Source organism: Streptomyces sp. NBC_00259, assembly GCF_036181745.1.
Classification (GTDB): Bacteria; Actinomycetota; Actinomycetes; order Streptomycetales; family Streptomycetaceae; genus Streptomyces; species Streptomyces pratisoli.
The window spans coordinates 4,632,095-4,652,032 of record NZ_CP108080.1 but is presented as its reverse complement, the minus strand read 5'-3'; the positions used below and the strand labels follow the sequence as shown (position 1 = coordinate 4,652,032).

The window sequence follows — 19,938 nt, the reverse complement described above, 5'->3', positions numbered from 1 at the left end:
CTCTCGCTTGCAGCTCTTTACGGAGCTACCAGGTCAGACGACCAAGGAACTTACTTGGTGATCTTGGTGACCTGGCCGGCGCCGACGGTCCGGCCACCCTCACGGATGGCGAACTTCAGGCCCTCCTCCATGGCGACCGGCTGAATCAGCGAGACGGTCATGGAGGTGTTGTCGCCCGGCATGACCATCTCGGTGCCCTCGGGGAGGGTCACGACACCGGTCACGTCCGTGGTACGGAAGTAGAACTGCGGGCGGTAGTTGTTGAAGAACGGGGTGTGACGGCCACCCTCGTCCTTCGACAGGATGTAGGCCTGGGCCTCGAACTCGGTGTGCGGCGTGACCGAACCGGGCTTGATGATGACCTGGCCGCGCTCGACGTCCTCGCGCTTGATGCCACGGAGGAGCAGACCGACGTTCTCACCGGCCTGGCCCTCGTCGAGCAGCTTGCGGAACATCTCGATGCCGGTGACCGTGGTGGTGGTCTTCTCCTGCTTGATACCGACGATGTCGACGGTCTCGTTGACCTTCAGGACACCACGCTCGATACGGCCGGTGACGACGGTGCCACGACCGGTGATCGTGAAGACGTCCTCGATCGGCATCAGGAACGGCTTGTCGACGTCACGCTCGGGCTGCGGGATCGCCTCGTCGACGGCGGCCATCAGGTTCAGGACCGACTGGCCCCACTCCTTGTCGCCCTCGAGCGCCTTGAGCGCCGAGACCTTGACGACCGGCAGGTCGTCGCCCGGGAACTCGTACTCGGAGAGGAGCTCACGCACCTCGAGCTCGACGAGCTCCAGGATCTCCTCGTCGTCCACCATGTCGGCCTTGTTCAGGGCGACGACGATGTACGGAACGCCGACCTGGCGGGCCAGGAGCACGTGCTCCTTGGTCTGCGGCATCGGGCCGTCGGTGGCGGCGACCACGAGGATGGCGCCGTCCATCTGGGCGGCACCGGTGATCATGTTCTTGATGTAGTCCGCGTGACCGGGGCAGTCGACGTGGGCGTAGTGACGCGACTCGGTCTGGTACTCGACGTGCGCGATGGAGATGGTGATACCGCGCTGGCGCTCCTCAGGAGCCTTGTCGATCTGGTCGAAGGCCGAGGCCTCGTTCAGGTCCGGGTACGCGTCGTGCAGCACCTTGGTAATGGCGGCCGTGAGGGTCGTCTTACCGTGGTCGATGTGACCGATGGTGCCGATGTTGACGTGCGGCTTAGTCCGCTCGAACTTCGCCTTCGCCACTGGGGTCCTCCTGTGGAGTGGTTCTGGTACGCCTTACTCATCGGCGCCAGGTGATCTTTGCTGGTATTGCCGTCCGCCGGGGCGAACCTCGCGGGTTCGCGGGAAACGCCCCGACGGTTACGACGTCAAGCCTAAAGCGTGTACTCGGGTGAGTTACTCGCCCTTGGCCTTCGCGATGATCTCCTCGGCGACGTTCCGGGGAACCTCGGCGTAGGAGTCGAACTGCATCGAGTAGCTTGCGCGACCCGAGGTCTTGCTGCGGAGGTCGCCGACGTAGCCGAACATCTCCGACAGCGGCACCAGGCCCTTGACGACACGGGCACCGGCACGCTCCTCCATGGCCTGGATCTGGCCACGGCGGGAGTTGATGTCACCGATGACGTCGCCCATGTAGTCCTCGGGCGTGGTGACCTCAACGGCCATCATCGGCTCGAGGAGCACGGGGGACGCCTTGCGCGCGGCCTCCTTGAAGGCCTGCGATCCGGCGATCTTGAACGCGAGCTCGGAGGAGTCGACCTCGTGGTAGCCACCGTCGAGAAGAATGACGCGGACGCCCGTCATCTCGTAGCCGGCGAGGATGCCGAACGACATCGCCTCTTGGCAGCCGGCGTCCACGGAAGGAATGTATTCCTTCGGGATGCGGCCACCGGTGACCTTGTTCACGAACTCGTACGCGGCGTCGCCGCCCTCGATCGGCTCGATCGCGATCTGCACCTTGGCGAACTGACCGGTACCACCGGTCTGCTTCTTGTGGGTGTAGTCGTGACGCTCGACGGCCTTACGGATCGTCTCGCGGTACGCGACCTGCGGCTTGCCGACGTTGGCCTCGACCTTGAACTCACGCTTCATACGGTCGACGAGCACCTCGAGGTGAAGCTCGCCCATACCGCCGATGACGGTCTGGCCGGTCTCCTCGTTGGTGTGCACCTGGAAGGAGGGGTCCTCCTCCGCGAGACGCTGGATGGCGACACCCAGCTTCTCCTGGTCACCCTTGGACTTGGGCTCGATCGCGACCTCGATGACCGGCGCCGGGAAGTCCATGGACTCCAGGATGACCGGGTTCTTCTCGTCCGCGAGCGTCTCACCGGTGGTGGTCTGCTTCAGGCCCATGACGGCGACGATGTCACCGGCGCCCACCGACTCGATCTCCTCACGCTTGTTCGCGTGCATGCGGTAGATCTTGCCGATGCGCTCCTTGCGGCCCTTCACGGAGTTCAGCACAGCGGTGCCGGACTCCAGACGGCCGGAGTAGATGCGCACGAAGGTGAGCTTGCCGAGGTGCGGGTCGCTCATGATCTTGAACGCCAGCGCCGACAGCGGCTCCTCGTCGGACGGCCTGCGCTTCACGACCAGGTCCGCGTCCTTGACGTCGTGGCCCTCGATGGCCTCGATGTCGACGGGCGACGGGAGGTAGCGCACGACCGCGTCGAGCAGGGGCTGGACGCCCTTGTTCTTGAACGCGGTGCCACAGAACACCGGGGTGACCGTGGTGCCCTTGCCCTTGCCGGAAGCGATGGTGATACGACGGATCGCGGCGTACAGCTGCTCCACGGAAGGCTCCTGGCCCTCCAGGTACAGCTCCATGATCTCTTCGTCGTTCTCGGCCACGGCCTCGATGAGCTTGCCGCGGTACTCCTCGGCAGCCTCGGTGTGGGTGGCCGGGATGTCGACGATGTCGTACATCTCGCCCTTGGCCGCCTCGGCGGACCAGACCAGGGCCTTCATGGTGACCAGGTCGATGACGCCCTTGAAGTCGGCCTCGGCACCGATCGGGAGCTGCATGACGATCGGCTGCGCGCCAAGGCGGTCGCTGATCATGTCCACACAGCGGTGGAACTCGGCACCGGTGCGGTCGAGCTTGTTGACGAAGCAGATACGCGGAACGCCGTAGCGGTCCGCCTGACGCCACACAGTCTCGGACTGCGGCTCGACGCCGGCCACGCCGTCGAACACCGTCACGGCACCGTCGAGCACACGCAGGGAGCGCTCCACCTCAACGGTGAAGTCGACGTGACCCGGGGTGTCGATGATGTTGATGGTGTGGTCGACGTCCTCGAGCGGCCAGTGACAGGTCGTCGCGGCGGACGTGATCGTGATGCCGCGCTCCTGCTCCTGCTCCATCCAGTCCATCGTGGCAGCGCCGTCGTGGACCTCACCGATCTTGTACGAAACACCGGTGTAGAACAGGATGCGCTCGGTGGTCGTCGTCTTGCCCGCGTCGATGTGGGCCATGATCCCGATGTTGCGGACCTTGGCCAGGTCAAGCGAAGTGGTGGCCATAAGGCTCAGTCTTCTCTCGGTTCTCGATGTGGGTAGCGACTACCAGCGGTAGTGCGCGAAGGCCTTGTTGGACTCGGCCATCTTGTGCGTGTCCTCACGCTTCTTGACCGAAGCGCCGAGGCCGTTCGAGGCATCCAGCAGCTCGTTCATGAGGCGCTCGGTCATGGTCTTCTCGCGACGGGCGCGGGAGTAACCCACGACCCAGCGGAGCGCGAGGGTGGAGGCGCGACCGGGCTTGACCTCGATCGGCACCTGGTAGGTGGCGCCACCGACACGGCGGGACTTGACCTCGAGAGACGGCTTGACGTTCTCGAGAGCGCGCTTCAGCGTGATGACCGGGTCAGCGCCGGTCTTCTCGCGGAGGCCTTCCATGGCGCCGTAGACGATGCGCTCAGCGGTGGAACGCTTGCCGTTGAGCAGGATCTTGTTGATGAGCGACGTCACCAGAGGAGAACCGTAAACCGGGTCGATGATGACCGGGCGCTTCGGGGCGGGGCCCTTACGAGGCATTCTTACTTCTCCTTCTTGGCGCCGTAGCGGCTGCGGGCCTGCTTGCGGTTCTTGACACCCTGGGTGTCAAGGGAACCGCGGATGATCTTGTAGCGAACACCCGGCAGGTCCTTCACACGGCCACCACGCACGAGCACGATGGAGTGCTCCTGCAGGTTGTGTCCCTCACCCGGAATGTAGGCCGTGACCTCGATGCCCGAGGTCAGACGCACACGCGCGACCTTACGGAGGGCCGAGTTCGGCTTCTTCGGGGTGGTCGTGAACACACGCGTGCAGACGCCGCGACGCTGAGGGGAACCCTCGAGTGCGGGCGTCTTGTTCTTCTCGACCTTGTCCTGCCGGCCCTTCCGGACCAGCTGCTGGATCGTAGGCACTACTTCTCCGGTTTCTGTGTGCCGTGTAGTAAAGCTAACCTGGAACGTCGCCGACCCACGCGGTCGGGTGTGTCGAATGCTGCAGACTCCCGCCGAAGGCGGAAAAGGCGCAGATTACGGTGGCCGGTCTCGGCTCGCTGTGCGGCTGAGGACACGCACAGGAGCCCAGGCACACCCCAGGCACAAGGTCTGAGCGTACCTAGCGCATCCACTTCGGTCAAAACAACTGCCGCAGGACCGGCGTCGCCACCCACTCGGCCTGACAAGGGCATGGTAGGCGCGGAGCCCCCGCCGCGCTCGGCGATCTCCGCGCCGGGGCGGCCCAGGGCCCGCCGGGCTCGTTCTCCCCGGGTATTCACAAAGGGCCGGCGCAGCCTTTATCCGCACGCCGAAGCACGGCCCTCCGGTCGAATTCGCGCATTCCCTTCCCCTGGCCACCAAAGGGTCGCTGGTGCGTACACGAAACCGGGCCCCGGCAGGCGGCCACCAGCCCTTGTACGGCAGACGCAGCAGGTGAGACGGCTACGAGGCCCTCGCTCAGCCAGGTCGGCAAAGAACACAATTCACCTTTCCGGGGAATTCCCGGAAATGCCGAAGGGCGGCCACCCACGGGGTGACCGCCCTTCTTCAGACATTCGCCTTACTGGTTGTACGGACCGTAGTCGTAGTCCTCCAGCGGAACGGCCTGGCCGGAGCCCGTGCCGAACGGCGAGTAGTCGATGTCGTCGTAGCCGACGGCCGAGTACATCGCGGCCTTGGCCTCCTCGGTCGGCTCCACCCGGATGTTGCGGTAGCGGGACAGACCCGTACCGGCCGGGATGAGCTTACCGATGATGACGTTCTCCTTGAGGCCGATCAGGGAGTCCGACTTGGCGTTGATCGCCGCGTCGGTCAGAACCCGGGTCGTCTCCTGGAAGGACGCCGCCGACAGCCACGACTCGGTGGCGAGCGAGGCCTTGGTGATACCCATCAGCTGCGGACGGCCGGAGGCGGGGTGACCGCCCTCGGTGACCACACGACGGTTCTCGGTCTCGAACTTCGAGCGCTCCACGAGCTCGCCCGGCAGCAGCTCCGCGTCGCCGGACTCGATGATCGTCACACGGCGCAGCATCTGCCGGATGATGATCTCGATGTGCTTGTCGTGGATCGACACACCCTGCGAGTTGTAGACCTTCTGGACCTCGCCGACCAGGTGGACCTGAACGGCCCGCTGGCCGAGGATGCGCAGCACGTCGTGCGGGTTGGTCGCACCGAAGGTGAGCTTCTGGCCCACCTCGACGTGGTCGCCCTCACGCACCAGGACCTTGGCGCGCTTCGAGATCGGGAACGCCGTCTCGTCGCTGCCGTCGTCCGGGGTGACGATGATCTTCTTGGTCTTCTCGGTCTCCTCGATCCGCACGCGGCCGGCGGCCTCGGAGATCGGGGCGACACCCTTCGGGGTACGGGCCTCGAAGAGCTCGACGACACGCGGCAGACCCTGGGTGATGTCGTCACCGGCCACACCACCGGTGTGGAAGGTACGCATCGTCAGCTGGGTACCGGGCTCACCGATGGACTGGGCGGCGATGATGCCGACCGCCTCACCGATGTCGACCAGCTTGCCGGTGGCGAGCGAACGGCCGTAGCAGTACGCACACGTACCGACCGCGGACTCACAGGTCAGGACCGAGCGGGTCTTGACCTCCTCGACACCCGCGCCCACGACCGCGTCGATGAGCACGTCACCGAGGTCGACGTTGGCCGGCGCGATGACCTTGCCGTCCACGACGACGTCCTCGGCGAGCATCCGCGCGTACACGGACGTCTCGACGTCCTCCGCCTTGCGCAGGACACCGTCGGCGCCGCGCTCGGCGATCCGCAGCTTCAGACCGCGGTCGGTGCCACAGTCCTCCTCGCGGATGATGACGTCCTGCGAGACGTCGACCAGACGACGGGTCAGGTAACCCGAGTCGGCCGTACGCAGGGCGGTGTCGGCGAGACCCTTACGGGCACCGTGCGTGGAGATGAAGTACTCCAGCACGGACAGACCCTCGCGGAAGGACGCCTTGATCGGACGCGGGATCGTCTCGTTCTTGGCGTTCGACACCAGACCACGCATACCCGCGATCTGACGCATCTGCATCATGTTTCCACGAGCACCCGAGTTGACCATCATGAAGATCGGGTTGGTCTTCGGGAAGTTCTCGTTCATGGCCTCGGCAACCTCGTTGGTCGCCTTGGTCCAGATCGCGATGAGCTCCTGCGTGCGCTCGTCCTTGGTGATCAGACCGCGCTCGTACTGCTTCTGGACCTTCTCGTCCTGCGCCTCGTAACCCGCGACGATCGCCTTCTTCGCCTCGGGAACGACGACGTCGGAGATGGCCACGGTGACACCGGAACGGGTCGCCCAGTAGAAGCCGGACGCCTTCAGGTTGTCGAGCGTCGCCGCCACGATGACCTTCGGGTAGCGCTCGGCGAGGTCGTTGACGATCTCGGAGAGCTGCTTCTTGCCCACCGAGTAGTCGACGAACGGGTAGTCCTCGGGCAGCAGCTCGTTGAAGAGCGCACGGCCCAGGGTCGTCCGCAGACGGAACGAGTCACCCTGCTGCCACTCCGGCTCGCCCTCCTCCGCGACCGGCGGGGTCCAGCCACGCGGCGGGACGGTGCCGATCGGGAAGCGGATGTCGATCTTCGCCTGGAGCGAGAGCTCCCGGGCGTCGAACGCCATGATCGCCTCGGCGGTGGAGTTGAACGCACGGCCCTCGCCGCGCACCTCGCGCTCCTCCTCGTCCGTGGTGAGGAAGAAGAGGCCCAGCACCATGTCCTGGGTCGGCATGGTCACCGGCCGGCCGTCGGCCGGCTTGAGGATGTTGTTCGAGGACAGCATCAGGATGCGGGCCTCGGCCTGCGCCTCCGCGGACAGCGGCAGGTGCACGGCCATCTGGTCACCGTCGAAGTCCGCGTTGAACGCGGTGCAGACGAGCGGGTGGATCTGGATGGCCTTGCCCTCGACCAGCTGCGGCTCGAAGGCCTGGATGCCGAGGCGGTGCAGCGTGGGCGCACGGTTCAGCAGCACCGGGTGCTCGGCGATGACCTCTTCGAGGACGTCGTACACGACGGTGCGGCCACGCTCGACCATGCGCTTCGCGCTCTTGATGTTCTGCGCGTGGTTCAGGTCGACCAGACGCTTCATCACGAACGGCTTGAAGAGCTCCAGCGCCATGGCCTTGGGCAGACCGCACTGGTGCAGCTTCAGCTGCGGGCCGACGACGATGACGGAACGCGCCGAGTAGTCGACTCGCTTACCGAGCAGGTTCTGACGGAAGCGACCCTGCTTGCCCTTCAGCATGTCGCTGAGGGACTTCAGCGGGCGGTTACCGGGACCGGTGACCGGACGACCGCGGCGGCCGTTGTCGAACAGCGCGTCGACGGCCTCCTGGAGCATGCGCTTCTCGTTGTTCACGATGATCTCGGGCGCACCGAGGTCGAGAAGCCGCTTCAGGCGGTTGTTGCGGTTGATGACGCGGCGGTACAGGTCGTTCAGGTCGGAGGTCGCGAAGCGGCCACCGTCCAGCTGCACCATCGGACGAAGGTCCGGCGGGATCACCGGGACGCAGTCCAGCACCATGCCCTTGGGGCTGTTGCTGGTCTGCAGGAAGGCGGAGACGACCTTGAGGCGCTTGAGCGCACGGGTCTTCTTCTGGCCCTTGCCGGTACGGATGATCTCGCGGAGACGCTCGGCCTCCTCCTCCAGGTCGAAGGACTCCAGGCGCTTCTGCAGCGCCGCGGCACCCATCGATCCGTCGAAGTACGTGCCGAAGCGGTCACGCAGCTCGCGGTAGAGCAGCTCGTCGCCCTCCAGGTCCTGGACCTTGAGGTTCTTGAAGCGGTTCCACACCTCGTCGAGACGGTCGATCTCGCGCTGCGCACGGTCGCGCAGCTGCTTCATCTCACGCTCGGCACCCTCGCGCACCTTGCGGCGCACGTCGGCCTTGGCGCCCTCGGCCTCCAGCTCGGCCAGGTCGGCCTCGAGCTTCTTGGCGCGGGCCTCCAGGTCGGCGTCGCGGCGGTTCTCGATCTGCTGGCGCTCGACGGAGACATGGGCCTCCAGCGAGGGCAGGTCGCGGGTGCGGCGCTCGTCGTCGACGTACGTGATCATGTACGCCGCGAAGTAGATGACCTTCTCGAGGTCCTTCGGGGCGAGGTCGAGCAGGTAGCCCAGCCGCGACGGAACGCCCTTGAAGTACCAGATGTGGGTGACGGGAGCGGCCAGCTCGATGTGGCCCATCCGCTCACGGCGCACCTTGGCGCGGGTGACCTCGACGCCACACCGCTCACAGATGATGCCCTTGAAGCGGACACGCTTGTACTTGCCGCAGTAGCACTCCCAGTCCCGGGTCGGACCGAAGATCTTCTCGCAGAAGAGTCCGTCCTTTTCGGGCTTGAGCGTGCGGTAGTTGATGGTCTCGGGCTTCTTGACCTCGCCGTGAGACCACTGACGAATGTCGTCAGCGGTGGCCAGGCCGATCCGGAGCTCGTCGAAGAAGTTGACGTCGAGCACTATGCGTCAATCCCTCTCAGGGTCGTGTCTCAATGGTCTGAACGGGTCCGGGGACGGCCGGGGCTCTTGGTGGGAGCCCCGGCCAGGCCCGTCAGACCTCTTCGACGCTGCTCGGCTCGCGCCGGGACAGGTCGATACCGAGCTCCTCCGCGGCGCGGAAGACGTCCTCGTCGGTGTCGCGCATCTCGATGGACATGCCGTCCGAGGACAGCACCTCCACGTTGAGGCACAGGGACTGCATCTCCTTGATGAGCACCTTGAAGGACTCGGGGATGCCGGGCTCGGGGATGTTCTCGCCCTTGACGATGGCCTCGTAGACCTTCACGCGACCGGTGACGTCGTCGGACTTGATGGTCAGCAGCTCCTGGAGGGCGTACGCGGCGCCATACGCCTCAAGCGCCCACACCTCCATCTCTCCGAAGCGCTGGCCACCGAACTGAGCCTTACCACCCAGCGGCTGCTGGGTGATCATCGAGTACGGACCGGTCGACCGGGCGTGCAGCTTGTCGTCGACCAGGTGGTGGAGCTTGAGGATGTACATGTACCCGACCGAGATCGGGTCCGGGAACGGCTCACCGGAGCGGCCGTCGAACAGCCGGGCCTTACCGGTCGGGAGCACCATGCGCTCGCCGTCCCGGTTCGGGATGGTGTGCTGCAGCAGACCGGCCAGCTCGTCCTCGCGCGCACCGTCGAAGACCGGGGTCGCGACGTTGGTGCCCGGCGCGACCTGGTCGGCGCCGATGGCCTGCAGGCGCTGCGCCCACTCGTCCGCGAGGCCGGAGACGTCCCAGCCGCGGCTGGCGAGCCAGCCGAGGTGGATCTCCAGGACCTGTCCCGGGTTCATTCGGGACGGGACACCCAGCGGGTTGAGGATGATGTCGACCGGGGTGCCGTCCTCCAGGAACGGCATGTCCTCGATCGGCAGGATCTTGGAGATGACGCCCTTGTTGCCGTGACGGCCGGCGAGCTTGTCACCGTCGGTGATCTTGCGCTTCTGCGCGACGTACACGCGCACCAGCTGGTTCACACCGGGGGGAAGCTCGTCGCCCTCCTCGCGGTCGAAGACGCGGACGCCGATGACCTTGCCGGTCTCGCCGTGCGGCACCTTCAGCGAGGTGTCACGGACCTCACGGGCCTTCTCGCCGAAGATCGCACGGAGCAGGCGCTCCTCCGGGGTCAGCTCGGTCTCGCCCTTCGGGGTGACCTTGCCGACCAGGATGTCGCCGGCGACGACCTCGGCACCGATACGGATGATGCCGCGCTCGTCGAGGTCGGCGAGGACCTCCTCGGAGACGTTCGGGATGTCCCGGGTGATCTCCTCGGGGCCGAGCTTGGTGTCACGGGCGTCGACCTCGTGCTCCTCGATGTGGATCGAGGAGAGGACGTCGTCCTGCACGAGGCGCTGCGACAGGATGATCGCGTCCTCGTAGTTGTGACCCTCCCACGGCATGAACGCCACGAGCAGGTTCTTGCCGAGCGCCATCTCACCGTTCTCGGTGGCGGGGCCGTCGGCGAGGACCTGGCCCTCGATGACGCGGTCGCCCTCGGCGACGACGACCTTCTGGTTGACCGAGGTGCCCTGGTTGGAGCGGGAGAACTTGGCGATGCGGTACGTGGTGTACGTGCCGTCGTCGTTGGTGACGGTGACGTAGTCGGCCGAGACCTCCTGGATCACACCGTCCTTCTCCGCCTTGATGACGTCGCCGGCGTCGGTGGCACAGCGGTACTCCATGCCGGTGCCGACGAGCGGGGCCTCCGCCTTGATGAGCGGAACGGCCTGGCGCATCATGTTCGCGCCCATGAGGGCACGGTTGGCGTCGTCGTGCTCGAGGAACGGGATCATGGCCGTCGCGACCGACACCATCTGGCGCGGCGAGACGTCCATGTAGTCCACGTCCGACGGCGGCACGTAGTCGACCTCGCCGCCACGACGGCGGACGAGCACGCGGGACTCCGAGAAGCGCAGGTCCTCGCCCAGCGCGGCGTTGGCCTGCGCGATGACGTAGCGGTCCTCCTCGTCGGCGGTCAGGTAGTCCACCTCGTCGGTGACCTGGCCGTCGACGACCTTGCGGTACGGCGTCTCGACGAAGCCGAACGCGTTGACGCGGCCGTACGAGGCGAGCGAACCGATCAGACCGATGTTCGGGCCTTCGGGGGTCTCGATCGGGCACATGCGTCCGTAGTGGGACGGGTGCACGTCTCGGACCTCGAAGCCCGCCCGCTCACGGGACAGACCGCCGGGGCCCAGCGCCGACAGACGGCGCTTGTGGGTCAGGCCCGAGAGCGGGTTGTTCTGGTCCATGAACTGGGACAGCTGGCTGGTGCCGAAGAACTCCTTGATGGAGGCGACGACCGGCCGGATGTTGATCAGGGTCTGCGGCGTGATCGCCTCGACGTCCTGGGTGGTCATGCGCTCGCGCACGACCCGCTCCATACGGGCGAGACCCGTACGGACCTGGTTCTGGATGAGCTCGCCGACGTTACGCAGACGACGGTTGCCGAAGTGGTCGATGTCGTCGGTCTCGACGACGATCTGCGTGCCGTTCTCACCGACCGTCTCGACCTCACCGGCGTGCAGCTTGACCAGGTACTTGATGGTCGCGATGACGTCGTCGGTGGTGAGCACGCCGGCGTCCAGCGGCTCGTCCGCGCCGAGCTTCTTGTTGACCTTGTAGCGGCCGACCTTGGCGAGGTCGTATCGCTTGGGGTTGAAGTACAGGTTCTCAAGAAGGGTCTGCGCGGCCTCGCGCGTCGGGGGCTCACCCGGGCGCAGCTTGCGGTAGATGTCGAGCAGCGCGTCGTCCTGGCCCTGGGTGTGGTCCTTCTCCAGGGTGGCGCGCATCGACTCGTACTCGCCGAACTCCTCGAGGATCTGCTCGGTGGTCCAGCCGAGAGCCTTCAGGAGGACGGTGACGGACTGCTTGCGCTTGCGGTCGATGCGGACACCGACCATGTCGCGCTTGTCGATCTCCATCTCCAGCCAGGCACCCCTGGACGGGATGATCTTGGCGGAGAAGATGTCCTTGTCGGACGTCTTGTCGATGGAGGAGTCGAAGTAGACACCCGGCGAGCGGACCAGCTGCGACACGACGACACGCTCGGTGCCGTTGATGACGAAGGTGCCCTTGTTGGTCATGAGCGGGAAGTCGCCCATGAAGACCGTCTGGGACTTGATCTCGCCGGTCTCGTTGTTGGTGAACTCGGCCGTGACGAAGAGCGGGGCGGCGTACGTGAAGTCGCGCTCCTTGCACTCGTCGATCGAGTTCTTCGGAGGCTCGAAGCGGTGGTCGCGGAAGGTCAGCGACATCGACCCGGAGAAGTCCTCGATCGGAGAGATCTCCTCGAAGATCTCCTCCAGACCGGACTTGGTGGGGACGTCCTGTCCGGACTCCAGAGCCACCTCGACACGAGCCTTCCACGCGGCATTGCCGAGCAGCCAGTCAAAGCTCTCGGTCTGCAGCGCGAGGAGGTTCGGAACCTCGAGGGGCTCCTTGATCTTTGCAAAGGAGATGCGCAGCGGGGCGGTGCTTGCGCCGTTGTTCGTATTCGCGGTCGAGGCGTTGCGCGAGGCGGCCAAGAGGGGGTCCTTCCGAGGGCTCGGACTCACTACGCGCGTACCGGTCCCAAGCCGGGCACAGAGACAGACGTTCCCGATCCGACGTAAAAGGCCAGGTCAGGGCTATTCGGTCAACGGTGCTCATGCGAGGGGATGCCCCTGGTGACGGGCAGGGGGCAGCTAACAGGCAGCGCAAAGGGTCAGTGTAGCCACTTGGCCCACTGATGTCCAGGGCGGGTTTACCGAGACCCTCGTTGTTCTCAACTCCGCGGTATGCCGTGCGCCGGGGAGGCGCACACCGATACTGCCCGTTCGGTCGTCGATCCATGCCTCGAACTTGGACCGTTGTGACGACGCGTCCTGAGAATTGCGCGCTGCGTGCGGTTCGTCAAGGCCCCCCACTCCGTGGAGATCGTCACCTGGCGCACGGCGAAGATCACCTTACTCTCCGCAGCGGACAGTGCAAGACGACCGCACGGGTGTACACGGAACGCCGAAAGGCGACCACCCGGATGGGTGATCGCCCTTCAGTGTGTGCGCGTTACACCGCGGGGGCCGGAAGGCTCCCGCTCACGCACCACGCGCCCGTGGGCGCGTGCAGGTACTTACTTGACCTCGACGGAGGCGCCGGCGGCCTTGAGGGACTCGGCAGCCTTCTCCGCGGCCTCCTTGGCGACCTTCTCGAGGACCGGCTTCGGGGTGCCGTCGACGAGGTCCTTGGCCTCCTTCAGGCCCAGGGAGGTCAGCTCACGCACGACCTTGATGACCTGGATCTTCTTCTCGCCGGCGCCGGTGAGGATGACGTCGAACTCGTCCTGCTCCTCGACGGCCTCGGCAGCGACGCCCGGGCCGGCGGGGCCGGCAACGGCGACCGCGGCGGCGGCGGTGACGTCGAACTTCTCCTCGAAGGCCTTCACGAACTCGGAGAGCTCGATGAGGGTCATCTCTTCGAACTGCGCGAGCAGGTCGTCCTGGCTGAGCTTCGCCATGGTGGCGGTCCTTCCACTAATTCGGCTGGTGCCGATGTACATGTGAGGCGGGCGTACGTTGGCCCGCTGCGACCCGCGCGCTAGGCGGCGCGGATCAATGCGCGAGCCGAATTACTCGGCACCGCCCTGCTCGGCCTGCTTGGCACGAAGCGCGTCCACGGTGCGGACGAGCTTCGACGGGAGCGCCTGGAAGAGCTGAGCAGCCTGGGACTGCTTGCCCTTGAAGGCGCCCGCCAGCTTGGCGAGCAGAACCTCGCGGGACTCGAGGTCCGCAAGCTTCTTGATCTCATCGGCGGACAGCGCCTTGCCGTCAAGGACACCCGCCTTGATGATGAGATTCGGGTTGTCCTTGGCGAAGTCACGAAGACCCTTCGCCGACTCCACCGGGTCACCGGTGATGAAGGCGACAGCCGTCGGACCAGAGAACTGGTCGTCGAGCGAGGTGATCCCGGCCTCGTTGGCCGCAATCTTGGTCAGCGTGTTCTTCACCACGGCGTACTGGGCGTTCTCACCGAGCGAACGACGCAGCGTCTTGAGCTGCGCCACGGTGAGACCCCGGTACTCGGTCAGCACGGCGGCGTTCGAGCTGCGGAACTGGTCCGCGAGCTCGGCTACCGCGGCAGCCTTGTCGGGCCTTGCCATAGAGCGTCGGCCTCCTTCCGGGTGATGAGGACCGCTCGGAAGGGGCTGAACAAAACGAAACGCCCCGGCGCAGGCGCACGGGGCGTGGCTCGACCGGCCGCACTCATCGAAGAGCGACGTCCGGGAGCTCATCCACAGTCACCTGCGCGGGTCGTCCGCAGTTAGCGGATCCTTCGGCCGCCGCACCCATGACAGGCACGGCAACGACCAGCGGTCTTTGGCTTCCGTGGAAGAGTACGCGAACGGATCGGCGTCAAGCAAATCGGTCCAAGCGGGTGGTCAGGAGCCGGACCCGGGGCCGGTCCCGCCGTCCGCCCCGGCGCTCTCCAGCTCCTTCAGCATCGTGAAGAGGTCGAAGGTGTCCTTCGCCGGCGGCGCCTGGACGGTGGCCTTGGCTCCGTAGTCGGAGTAGTGGGCCGTCATGTCGACCGTGCCCTGGGGGGTCTTGATGCCGATGACCATCTTGACCGGGAAGTTGTCCTCGTTGACCCAGAGCTCGGTGTCGTAGCCCTTGACGCCGGCCTTCTTGACGTTGGCGACCAGCTCCTTGCGCTCCTTCTCGGAGAGCACCTCGAGGGACTTGTTGGCGTCGACCATCTCCTCGAAGGTCAGCGTGCCCTTGTAGTGCTGCGCCGGGGCGCCGTCGACCTTCTCCGGGCCGATGTGCTTCAGGTTCGGCGAGTCCAGCAGCAGGGCGAGCTGCTGGGCCGGGTCCTGGTTCATGTTCTCCAGGCTGCCGGTCATCTGCTTCTTCATGGCCTCGCTGCCGGCGATCTCGGCCGCGGCCTGGAAGTCCAGCTTCATCCAGCGCTTGCCGTCCATCTCGGCGGCCTGCTTCGCGCCCATGTCCATGTACATGGCGTTGTCCACCAGGACCATGCGCACCTGGGACGGGGCGTCGGGGTCACCGGCCGAGAGGGCCGAGCCCTTCATGGTGACGTCCATCACCGCGGGGTCCCACCCCTGGACGCCGGTCAGCTCGACCGTGCCCTCGCCGCCGCCGCCCGCCCCGACCGGCATCGACATGGTCATACGGACCTTGGCGGACTTGGCCTCGGACGTCTTGCGGTAGGCGGCCTGGATGACCTCGGTGATCTCGCCCTGCGTCTGGACCTGCGACTTCGGCGCCTCGGCGGCCTTCTTCTTGCCGCTCCCGCTCTCGTCGCCGTCCTGACAGCCCGCGACACCCGCGACGACCGCCACGGCCGTCAGAGAGACGCCCGCGCGCTTCCATGCGGACATGCCCATGAATCCCCACCCCTAGATCATTCGCTGCTGTTTCGGCCCATTGGGACCAACTGAACGGTAACTCACCGGTCCGACACCGGCGTTGCAAAAAACCGGCCCCCGCGCCTCGGAAGAGGTGCGGGGGCCGGTCTCACAGCACACGAGCCCGTCGGGCTCGACCCGGTCAGACAGCTGCCGGGTCCTCCTCGACGAGGAGGTTGCGGGTGCGGTTGGAGTCCAGCGGGATGCCGGGGCCCATGGTGGTGGTCAGGGTCGCCTTCTTGATGTAGCGGCCCTTCGCGGCGGACGGCTTCAGACGGAGGATCTCGTCCAGCGCCGCGGCGTAGTTCTCCACCAGCTTGGTCTCGTCGAAGGAGACCTTGCCGATGATGAAGTGCAGGTTCGAGTGCTTGTCGACGCGGAACTCGATCTTGCCGCCCTTGATGTCGTTGACAGCCTTGGCGACGTCCATGGTCACGGTGCCGGTCTTGGGGTTCGGCATCAGACCACGGGGACCGAGCACACGGCCGAGGCGGCCGACCTTGCCCATGAGGTCCGGGGTGGCGACGACGGCGTCGAAGTCCAGACGGCCCTTCGAGACCTCGTCGATCAGTTCGTCGGAGCCGACGATGTCGGCGCCCGCGGCTTCCGCGGCCGCAGCACGGTCACCGGTCGCGAAGACCAGGACCCGGGCGGTCTTACCGGTGCCGTGCGGAAGGTTCACGGTGCCACGGACCATCTGGTCGGCCTTGCGCGGGTCAACACCCAGGCGGAAGGCGACCTCGACGGTGCCGTCGAACTTCGTGCTGGCGGTGTCCTTCGCAAGACGGACGGCCTCGAGCGGGGCGTAGTTGCGCTCCCGGTCGATCTTGTCGTCCGCGTTGCGGAGAGCCTTGCTGCGCTTCACTTCTTCTCCTGTTGGTTCAGGTACGGAGTCGTGGTCCGGGCCGGCGCTGGCCCTGCCACTGTGGTCTCGCGGGAGCTGATCAGCCCTCGACCGTGATGCCCATGGAACGGGCGGTGCCGGCGATGATCTTCTCGGCGGCGTCCAGGTCGTTGGCGTTCAGGTCGGGCATCTTGGTGGTGGCGATGTCACGGACCTGGTCGCGCGTCAGCTTGGCGACCTTGGTCTTGTGCGGCTCGCCGGAGCCCTTGTCCACACCCGCGGCCTTGAGGATCAGCTTGGCGGCCGGCGGAGTCTTGGTGACGAAGGTGAAGGAACGGTCCTCGTAGACCGTGATCTCCACCGGCACGACCATTCCGCGCTGCGACTCGGTCGCGGCGTTGTAGGCCTTGCAGAACTCCATGATGTTGACGCCGTGCTGACCCAGCGCGGGACCGACCGGCGGAGCCGGGTTGGCCGCACCGGCCTGGATCTGGAGCTTGATCAGCCCCGTGACCTTCTTCTTCTTGGGAGGCATTGCTCTCTCCGGGTCCTAGTGAGAGTTATCCGCCTTCCACCCGATCATCCGGATGGAGGCATACCGCACAACGATAACGGGTATGGCTGCGCGGCCAAAAACCGAGCAGGTCAGAACGGCCACGAGGGCCGTTCTGACCTGATCGGAAGCTTCTGTACGAGCTAGTTCTTCTGGATCTGGTCGAAGCTCAGCTCGACCGGGGTCTCGCGACCGAAGATCTCGACGAGGCCCTTGACCTTCTTCGAGTCGGCGTTGATCTCGTTGATCGTGGCCTGCAGGGTGGCGAACGGGCCGTCCGTGACGGTGACCGAGTCGCCGACCTCGAAGTCCAGCACCTGGACCTCGACCTTGCGGGCCGGAGCCGGCTTGCCCTCGGCCTCGGCGGCCTCGCGGGCGGCCTTCTCCTCGGCCTCCGGGGCGAGCATCTTGACGATCTCGTCCAGGGTCAGCGGGTACGGGTCGTAGGCGTTGCCGACGAAGCCGGTGACGCCGGGGGTGTTGCGGACGACGCCCCAGGACTCGTTCGTCAGATCCATCCGGACGAGCACGTAGCCGGGCAGCTTGTTCTGCCGGACGTTCTTGCGCTCGCCGTTCTTGATCTGGACGATCTCCTCCTCGGGCACCTCGGCCTGGTAGATGAAGTCCTCGACGTTCAGCGAGACGGCGCGCTGCTCCAGGTTGGCCTTCACGCGCTTCTCGTAGCCCGCGTAGGTGTGGATCACGTACCACTCACCGGGCAGACCACGCAGCTCGTCACGGAGCGCGGCGATCGGGTCGGCGGGGGCCTCGGGCTCTGCCTCGACCTCGTCGTCGTCCTCGTCCTCCGCGGCGAGCTCCTCGTCGGCCGCCTCGACGGCTTCCTCGTCCTCGCCGGCCTCGGTGACGGCCTCGTCCGCGTCCTCGTCCTCGACCTCTACGTGAGTCGCGGCCTCCTCGGCCGGCTCGCCCGCAGCGGCGTCAGCAGCTTCCGCCTGGTCCTCATCGGCCGCCTCGACGATGTCGAGCGCGTCCTCGGGGGACTCGAGGCTGTCGCTCGGCTCAACGGCGTCGTTCAGGTTCGGGTCAGACACGGTGGCTGCTTCTTCCTGGATACAGATGGGGTGGAACATGCGAAAGGGGCGCCGATGAGGCGCCCTCCGCTGGATCAGCCGAAGACGTACTTGACTGCTTCCTGGAAGCCATAGTCAATCACGGTCACCAGGCCGATCATGATGACAACGAAGACAATCACCACTGTGGTGTACGTCGTCAGCTGGCTGCGAGTGGGCCAGACGACCTTGCGCAGCTCGGCGACGATCTGACGGTAGAACAGCGCGAGGCGACCCAGAGGGCCCTTCTTCCCGCGCTTGCCGCCCTTCCGGGTCTTCTTACGAGACTCGGGCGCCTCGTCCTCGGCATCAGGCATGTCGATGGAGCCCACGGCGTCCGTCACGTCTCTCACCTGATTCCGGGTCGTGGCCGTGCCGCGCCCGGTGGAGCCGCACGGCGATGCATTGAAGTACGTACATGCGCACACATCCTGGACAAGGTGTGTGTAGCAGGGCCGGAGGGACTTGAACCCCCAACCGCTGGTTTTGGAGACCAGTGCTCTACCAATTGAGCTACGACCCTTTGTGGTTCCCCCCAAACCTACCGCATCAGTAGAGGTGGTCGGTGAGGGCCAACGACGAGTGAGTGTACGTGGTCAGAGCCCGTGCGTCGAACAGAAAGCTTCGCGGCGGTTCCTGTCCGCATTCTGTCCGTGCCCTGTCAGCTGTCTGTCCGACCCTCGAAACCGCTGTGCCCGGGGGGTCCGGGGTCTGGGACCATGGCCGTATGAGCGCTGCAACTCCTCCCACCGAGCGCCGGGTCTCCGCCCGTATCGGCGCGATCTCCGAGTCCGCGACCCTCGCCGTCGACGCCAAGGCCAAGGCCCTCAAGGCCGCCGGCCGTCCGGTGATCGGTTTCGGCGCGGGCGAGCCGGACTTCCCGACCCCGGACTACATCGTCGAGGCCGCGATCGAGGCCTGCAAGAACCCCAAGTACCACCGCTACACGCCGGCCGGCGGCCTGCCCGAGCTGAAGAAGGCCATCGCCGACAAGACGCTCCGCGACTCCGGCTACGAGGTCGACCCGGCCCAGGTGCTGGTGACCAACGGCGGCAAGCAGGCGATCTACGAGGCCTTCGCAGCGATCCTGGACCCGGGCGACGAGGTCATCGTCCCGGCGCCGTACTGGACGACGTACCCCGAGTCGATCCGCCTGGCCGGCGGTGTCCCGGTGGAGGTCGTGGCCGACGAGACCACCGGCTACCGGGTCTCGGTCGAGCAGCTGGAGGCGGCGCGCACCGAGCGGACCAAGGTGGTCCTCTTCGTCTCCCCGTCCAACCCGACCGGCGCGGTCTACAGCGAGGCGGACACCGAGGCGATCGGCCGCTGGGCGCTGGAGCACGGTCTGTGGGTGCTGACGGACGAGATCTACGAGCACCTCGTCTACGGCGACGCGAAGTTCACCTCGATCCCGGCGCTCGTGCCCGAGCTGCGCGACCGGTGCATCGTCGTCAACGGTGTCGCGAAGACGTACGCGATGACCGGCTGGCGGGTGGGCTGGATCGTCGGACCGAAGGACGTCGTGAAGGCCGCGACCAACCTCCAGTCCCACGCCACCTCCAACGTGTCCAACGTGGCGCAGGTCGCCGCGCTCGCCGCGGTCTCCGGCAGCCTGGACGCGGTCGCCGAGATGGGTGAGGCCTTCGACCGCCGCCGCCAGACGATCGTGCGGATGCTCAACGAGATCGACGGCGTGCTCTGCCCGGAGCCGGAGGGCGCCTTCTACGTGTACCCGTCGGTGAAGGGGCTGCTGGGCAAGGAGATCCGTGGCAAGCGCCCGGAGACCTCCGTGGAGCTCGCGGCGCTGATCCTGGACGAGGCCGAGGTCGCGGTCGTACCGGGCGAGGCGTTCGGTACGCCGGGCTATCTGCGGCTGTCCTACGCGCTGGGTGACGAGGACCTGGTCGAGGGTGTCTCGCGGATGCAGAAGCTGCTCGCGGAGGCCCGGGACTGACGTTCCGCTTTCGCTCGTGGGACGGGCTCCCGGCTGTTGGCCGGGGGCCCGTTTCTTCGTTCGGGCAAGGACCCGATCGGGGAAAGGGGCTGCCGGACGGGCGACACGTGCGG

14 protein-coding genes and 1 tRNA gene are annotated in these 19,938 nt (G+C 66.2%); 1 reads left to right on the top strand and 14 read right to left on the bottom strand.

Features of this window, described 5'->3' with window-relative positions:
• Positions 1–50: 50 nt before the first annotated feature.
• The 14 genes from tuf to OG766_RS21080 all read right to left on the bottom strand — a co-directional run bounded on the left by tuf (position 51) and on the right by OG766_RS21080 (position 18,394).
• Positions 51–1,244 (bottom strand): elongation factor Tu, encoded by a 1,194-nt coding sequence (gene tuf / locus OG766_RS21145; protein WP_266381554.1) that lies wholly within the window; start codon positions 1,242–1,244, stop codon positions 51–53.
• A gap of 153 nt (positions 1,245–1,397) precedes the next feature.
• Positions 1,398–3,524, bottom strand: a complete 2,127-nt coding sequence (gene fusA, locus OG766_RS21140; RefSeq protein WP_266381551.1) for an elongation factor G — start codon at positions 3,522–3,524, stop codon at positions 1,398–1,400.
• 39 nt (positions 3,525–3,563) lie between these two features.
• Positions 3,564–4,034: a 30S ribosomal protein S7 gene (gene rpsG, locus OG766_RS21135; protein ID WP_006347241.1), complete on the bottom strand. Its 471-nt coding sequence runs from the start codon at positions 4,032–4,034 to the stop codon at positions 3,564–3,566.
• 2 nt (positions 4,035–4,036) lie between these two features.
• Positions 4,037–4,408: a 30S ribosomal protein S12 gene (gene rpsL / locus OG766_RS21130; protein ID WP_003948652.1), complete on the bottom strand. Its 372-nt coding sequence runs from the start codon at positions 4,406–4,408 to the stop codon at positions 4,037–4,039.
• Positions 4,409–5,048: 640 nt separating this feature from the next.
• Positions 5,049–8,948, bottom strand: a complete 3,900-nt coding sequence (locus OG766_RS21125; protein WP_266381547.1) for a DNA-directed RNA polymerase subunit beta' — start codon at positions 8,946–8,948, stop codon at positions 5,049–5,051.
• A 91-nt stretch (positions 8,949–9,039) separates the two neighbouring features.
• On the bottom strand, positions 9,040–12,525 hold the full coding sequence (rpoB, locus tag OG766_RS21120) for a DNA-directed RNA polymerase subunit beta (RefSeq protein ID WP_266381544.1): 3,486 nt from the start codon (positions 12,523–12,525) through the stop codon (positions 9,040–9,042).
• 584 nt (positions 12,526–13,109) lie between these two features.
• Positions 13,110–13,493: a 50S ribosomal protein L7/L12 gene (gene rplL / locus OG766_RS21115; RefSeq protein ID WP_266381541.1), complete on the bottom strand. Its 384-nt coding sequence runs from the start codon at positions 13,491–13,493 to the stop codon at positions 13,110–13,112.
• Positions 13,494–13,604: 111 nt separating this feature from the next.
• Entirely contained in the window at positions 13,605–14,135 is a 531-nt protein-coding gene (gene rplJ, locus OG766_RS21110) for a 50S ribosomal protein L10 (protein ID WP_266381538.1), read from the bottom strand.
• Between the two features lie 279 nt (positions 14,136–14,414).
• Positions 14,415–15,383: a hypothetical protein gene (locus OG766_RS21105; RefSeq protein WP_266381535.1), complete on the bottom strand. Its 969-nt coding sequence runs from the start codon at positions 15,381–15,383 to the stop codon at positions 14,415–14,417.
• 163 nt (positions 15,384–15,546) lie between these two features.
• Positions 15,547–16,269: a 50S ribosomal protein L1 gene (gene rplA, locus OG766_RS21100; RefSeq protein WP_266381532.1), complete on the bottom strand. Its 723-nt coding sequence runs from the start codon at positions 16,267–16,269 to the stop codon at positions 15,547–15,549.
• A 79-nt stretch (positions 16,270–16,348) separates the two neighbouring features.
• Positions 16,349–16,783 carry a 50S ribosomal protein L11 gene (gene rplK, locus OG766_RS21095; protein WP_003956479.1) on the bottom strand — a complete coding sequence of 145 codons (435 nt, stop codon included), beginning with the start codon at positions 16,781–16,783 and terminating at the stop codon, positions 16,349–16,351.
• A 161-nt stretch (positions 16,784–16,944) separates the two neighbouring features.
• Positions 16,945–17,853 carry a transcription termination/antitermination protein NusG gene (gene nusG, locus OG766_RS21090; protein ID WP_266381529.1) on the bottom strand — a complete coding sequence of 303 codons (909 nt, stop codon included), beginning with the start codon at positions 17,851–17,853 and terminating at the stop codon, positions 16,945–16,947.
• 74 nt (positions 17,854–17,927) lie between these two features.
• Complete coding sequence (secE, locus tag OG766_RS21085; protein ID WP_266381527.1) at positions 17,928–18,215, bottom strand: preprotein translocase subunit SecE; 288 nt, start codon at positions 18,213–18,215, stop codon at positions 17,928–17,930.
• A gap of 106 nt (positions 18,216–18,321) precedes the next feature.
• A tRNA-Trp gene (locus OG766_RS21080) sits at positions 18,322–18,394 on the bottom strand.
• A 204-nt stretch (positions 18,395–18,598) separates the two neighbouring features.
• Here OG766_RS21080 and OG766_RS21075 point away from each other — a divergent pair.
• A complete protein-coding gene (locus tag OG766_RS21075; protein WP_328725966.1) occupies positions 18,599–19,825 on the top strand; it encodes a pyridoxal phosphate-dependent aminotransferase in 1,227 nt (408 codons plus the stop codon).
• Positions 19,826–19,938: the final 113 nt, after the last annotated feature.

Excerpts from the sequence above, each read along its gene's own strand:
- fusA (WP_266381551.1), bottom strand. The coding sequence starts at position 3,524 with ATGGCCACCACTTCGCTTGACCTGGCCAAGGTCCGCAACATCGGGATC.
- rpsG (WP_006347241.1), bottom strand. The coding sequence starts at position 4,034 with ATGCCTCGTAAGGGCCCCGCCCCGAAGCGCCCGGTCATCATCGACCCG.
- rplL (WP_266381541.1), bottom strand. The coding sequence starts at position 13,493 with ATGGCGAAGCTCAGCCAGGACGACCTGCTCGCGCAGTTCGAAGAGATG.
- rplJ (WP_266381538.1), bottom strand. The coding sequence starts at position 14,135 with ATGGCAAGGCCCGACAAGGCTGCCGCGGTAGCCGAGCTCGCGGACCAG.
- OG766_RS21105 (WP_266381535.1), bottom strand. The coding sequence starts at position 15,383 with ATGGGCATGTCCGCATGGAAGCGCGCGGGCGTCTCTCTGACGGCCGTG.
- rplK (WP_003956479.1), bottom strand. The coding sequence starts at position 16,783 with ATGCCTCCCAAGAAGAAGAAGGTCACGGGGCTGATCAAGCTCCAGATC.
- OG766_RS21075 (WP_328725966.1), top strand. The coding sequence starts at position 18,599 with ATGAGCGCTGCAACTCCTCCCACCGAGCGCCGGGTCTCCGCCCGTATC.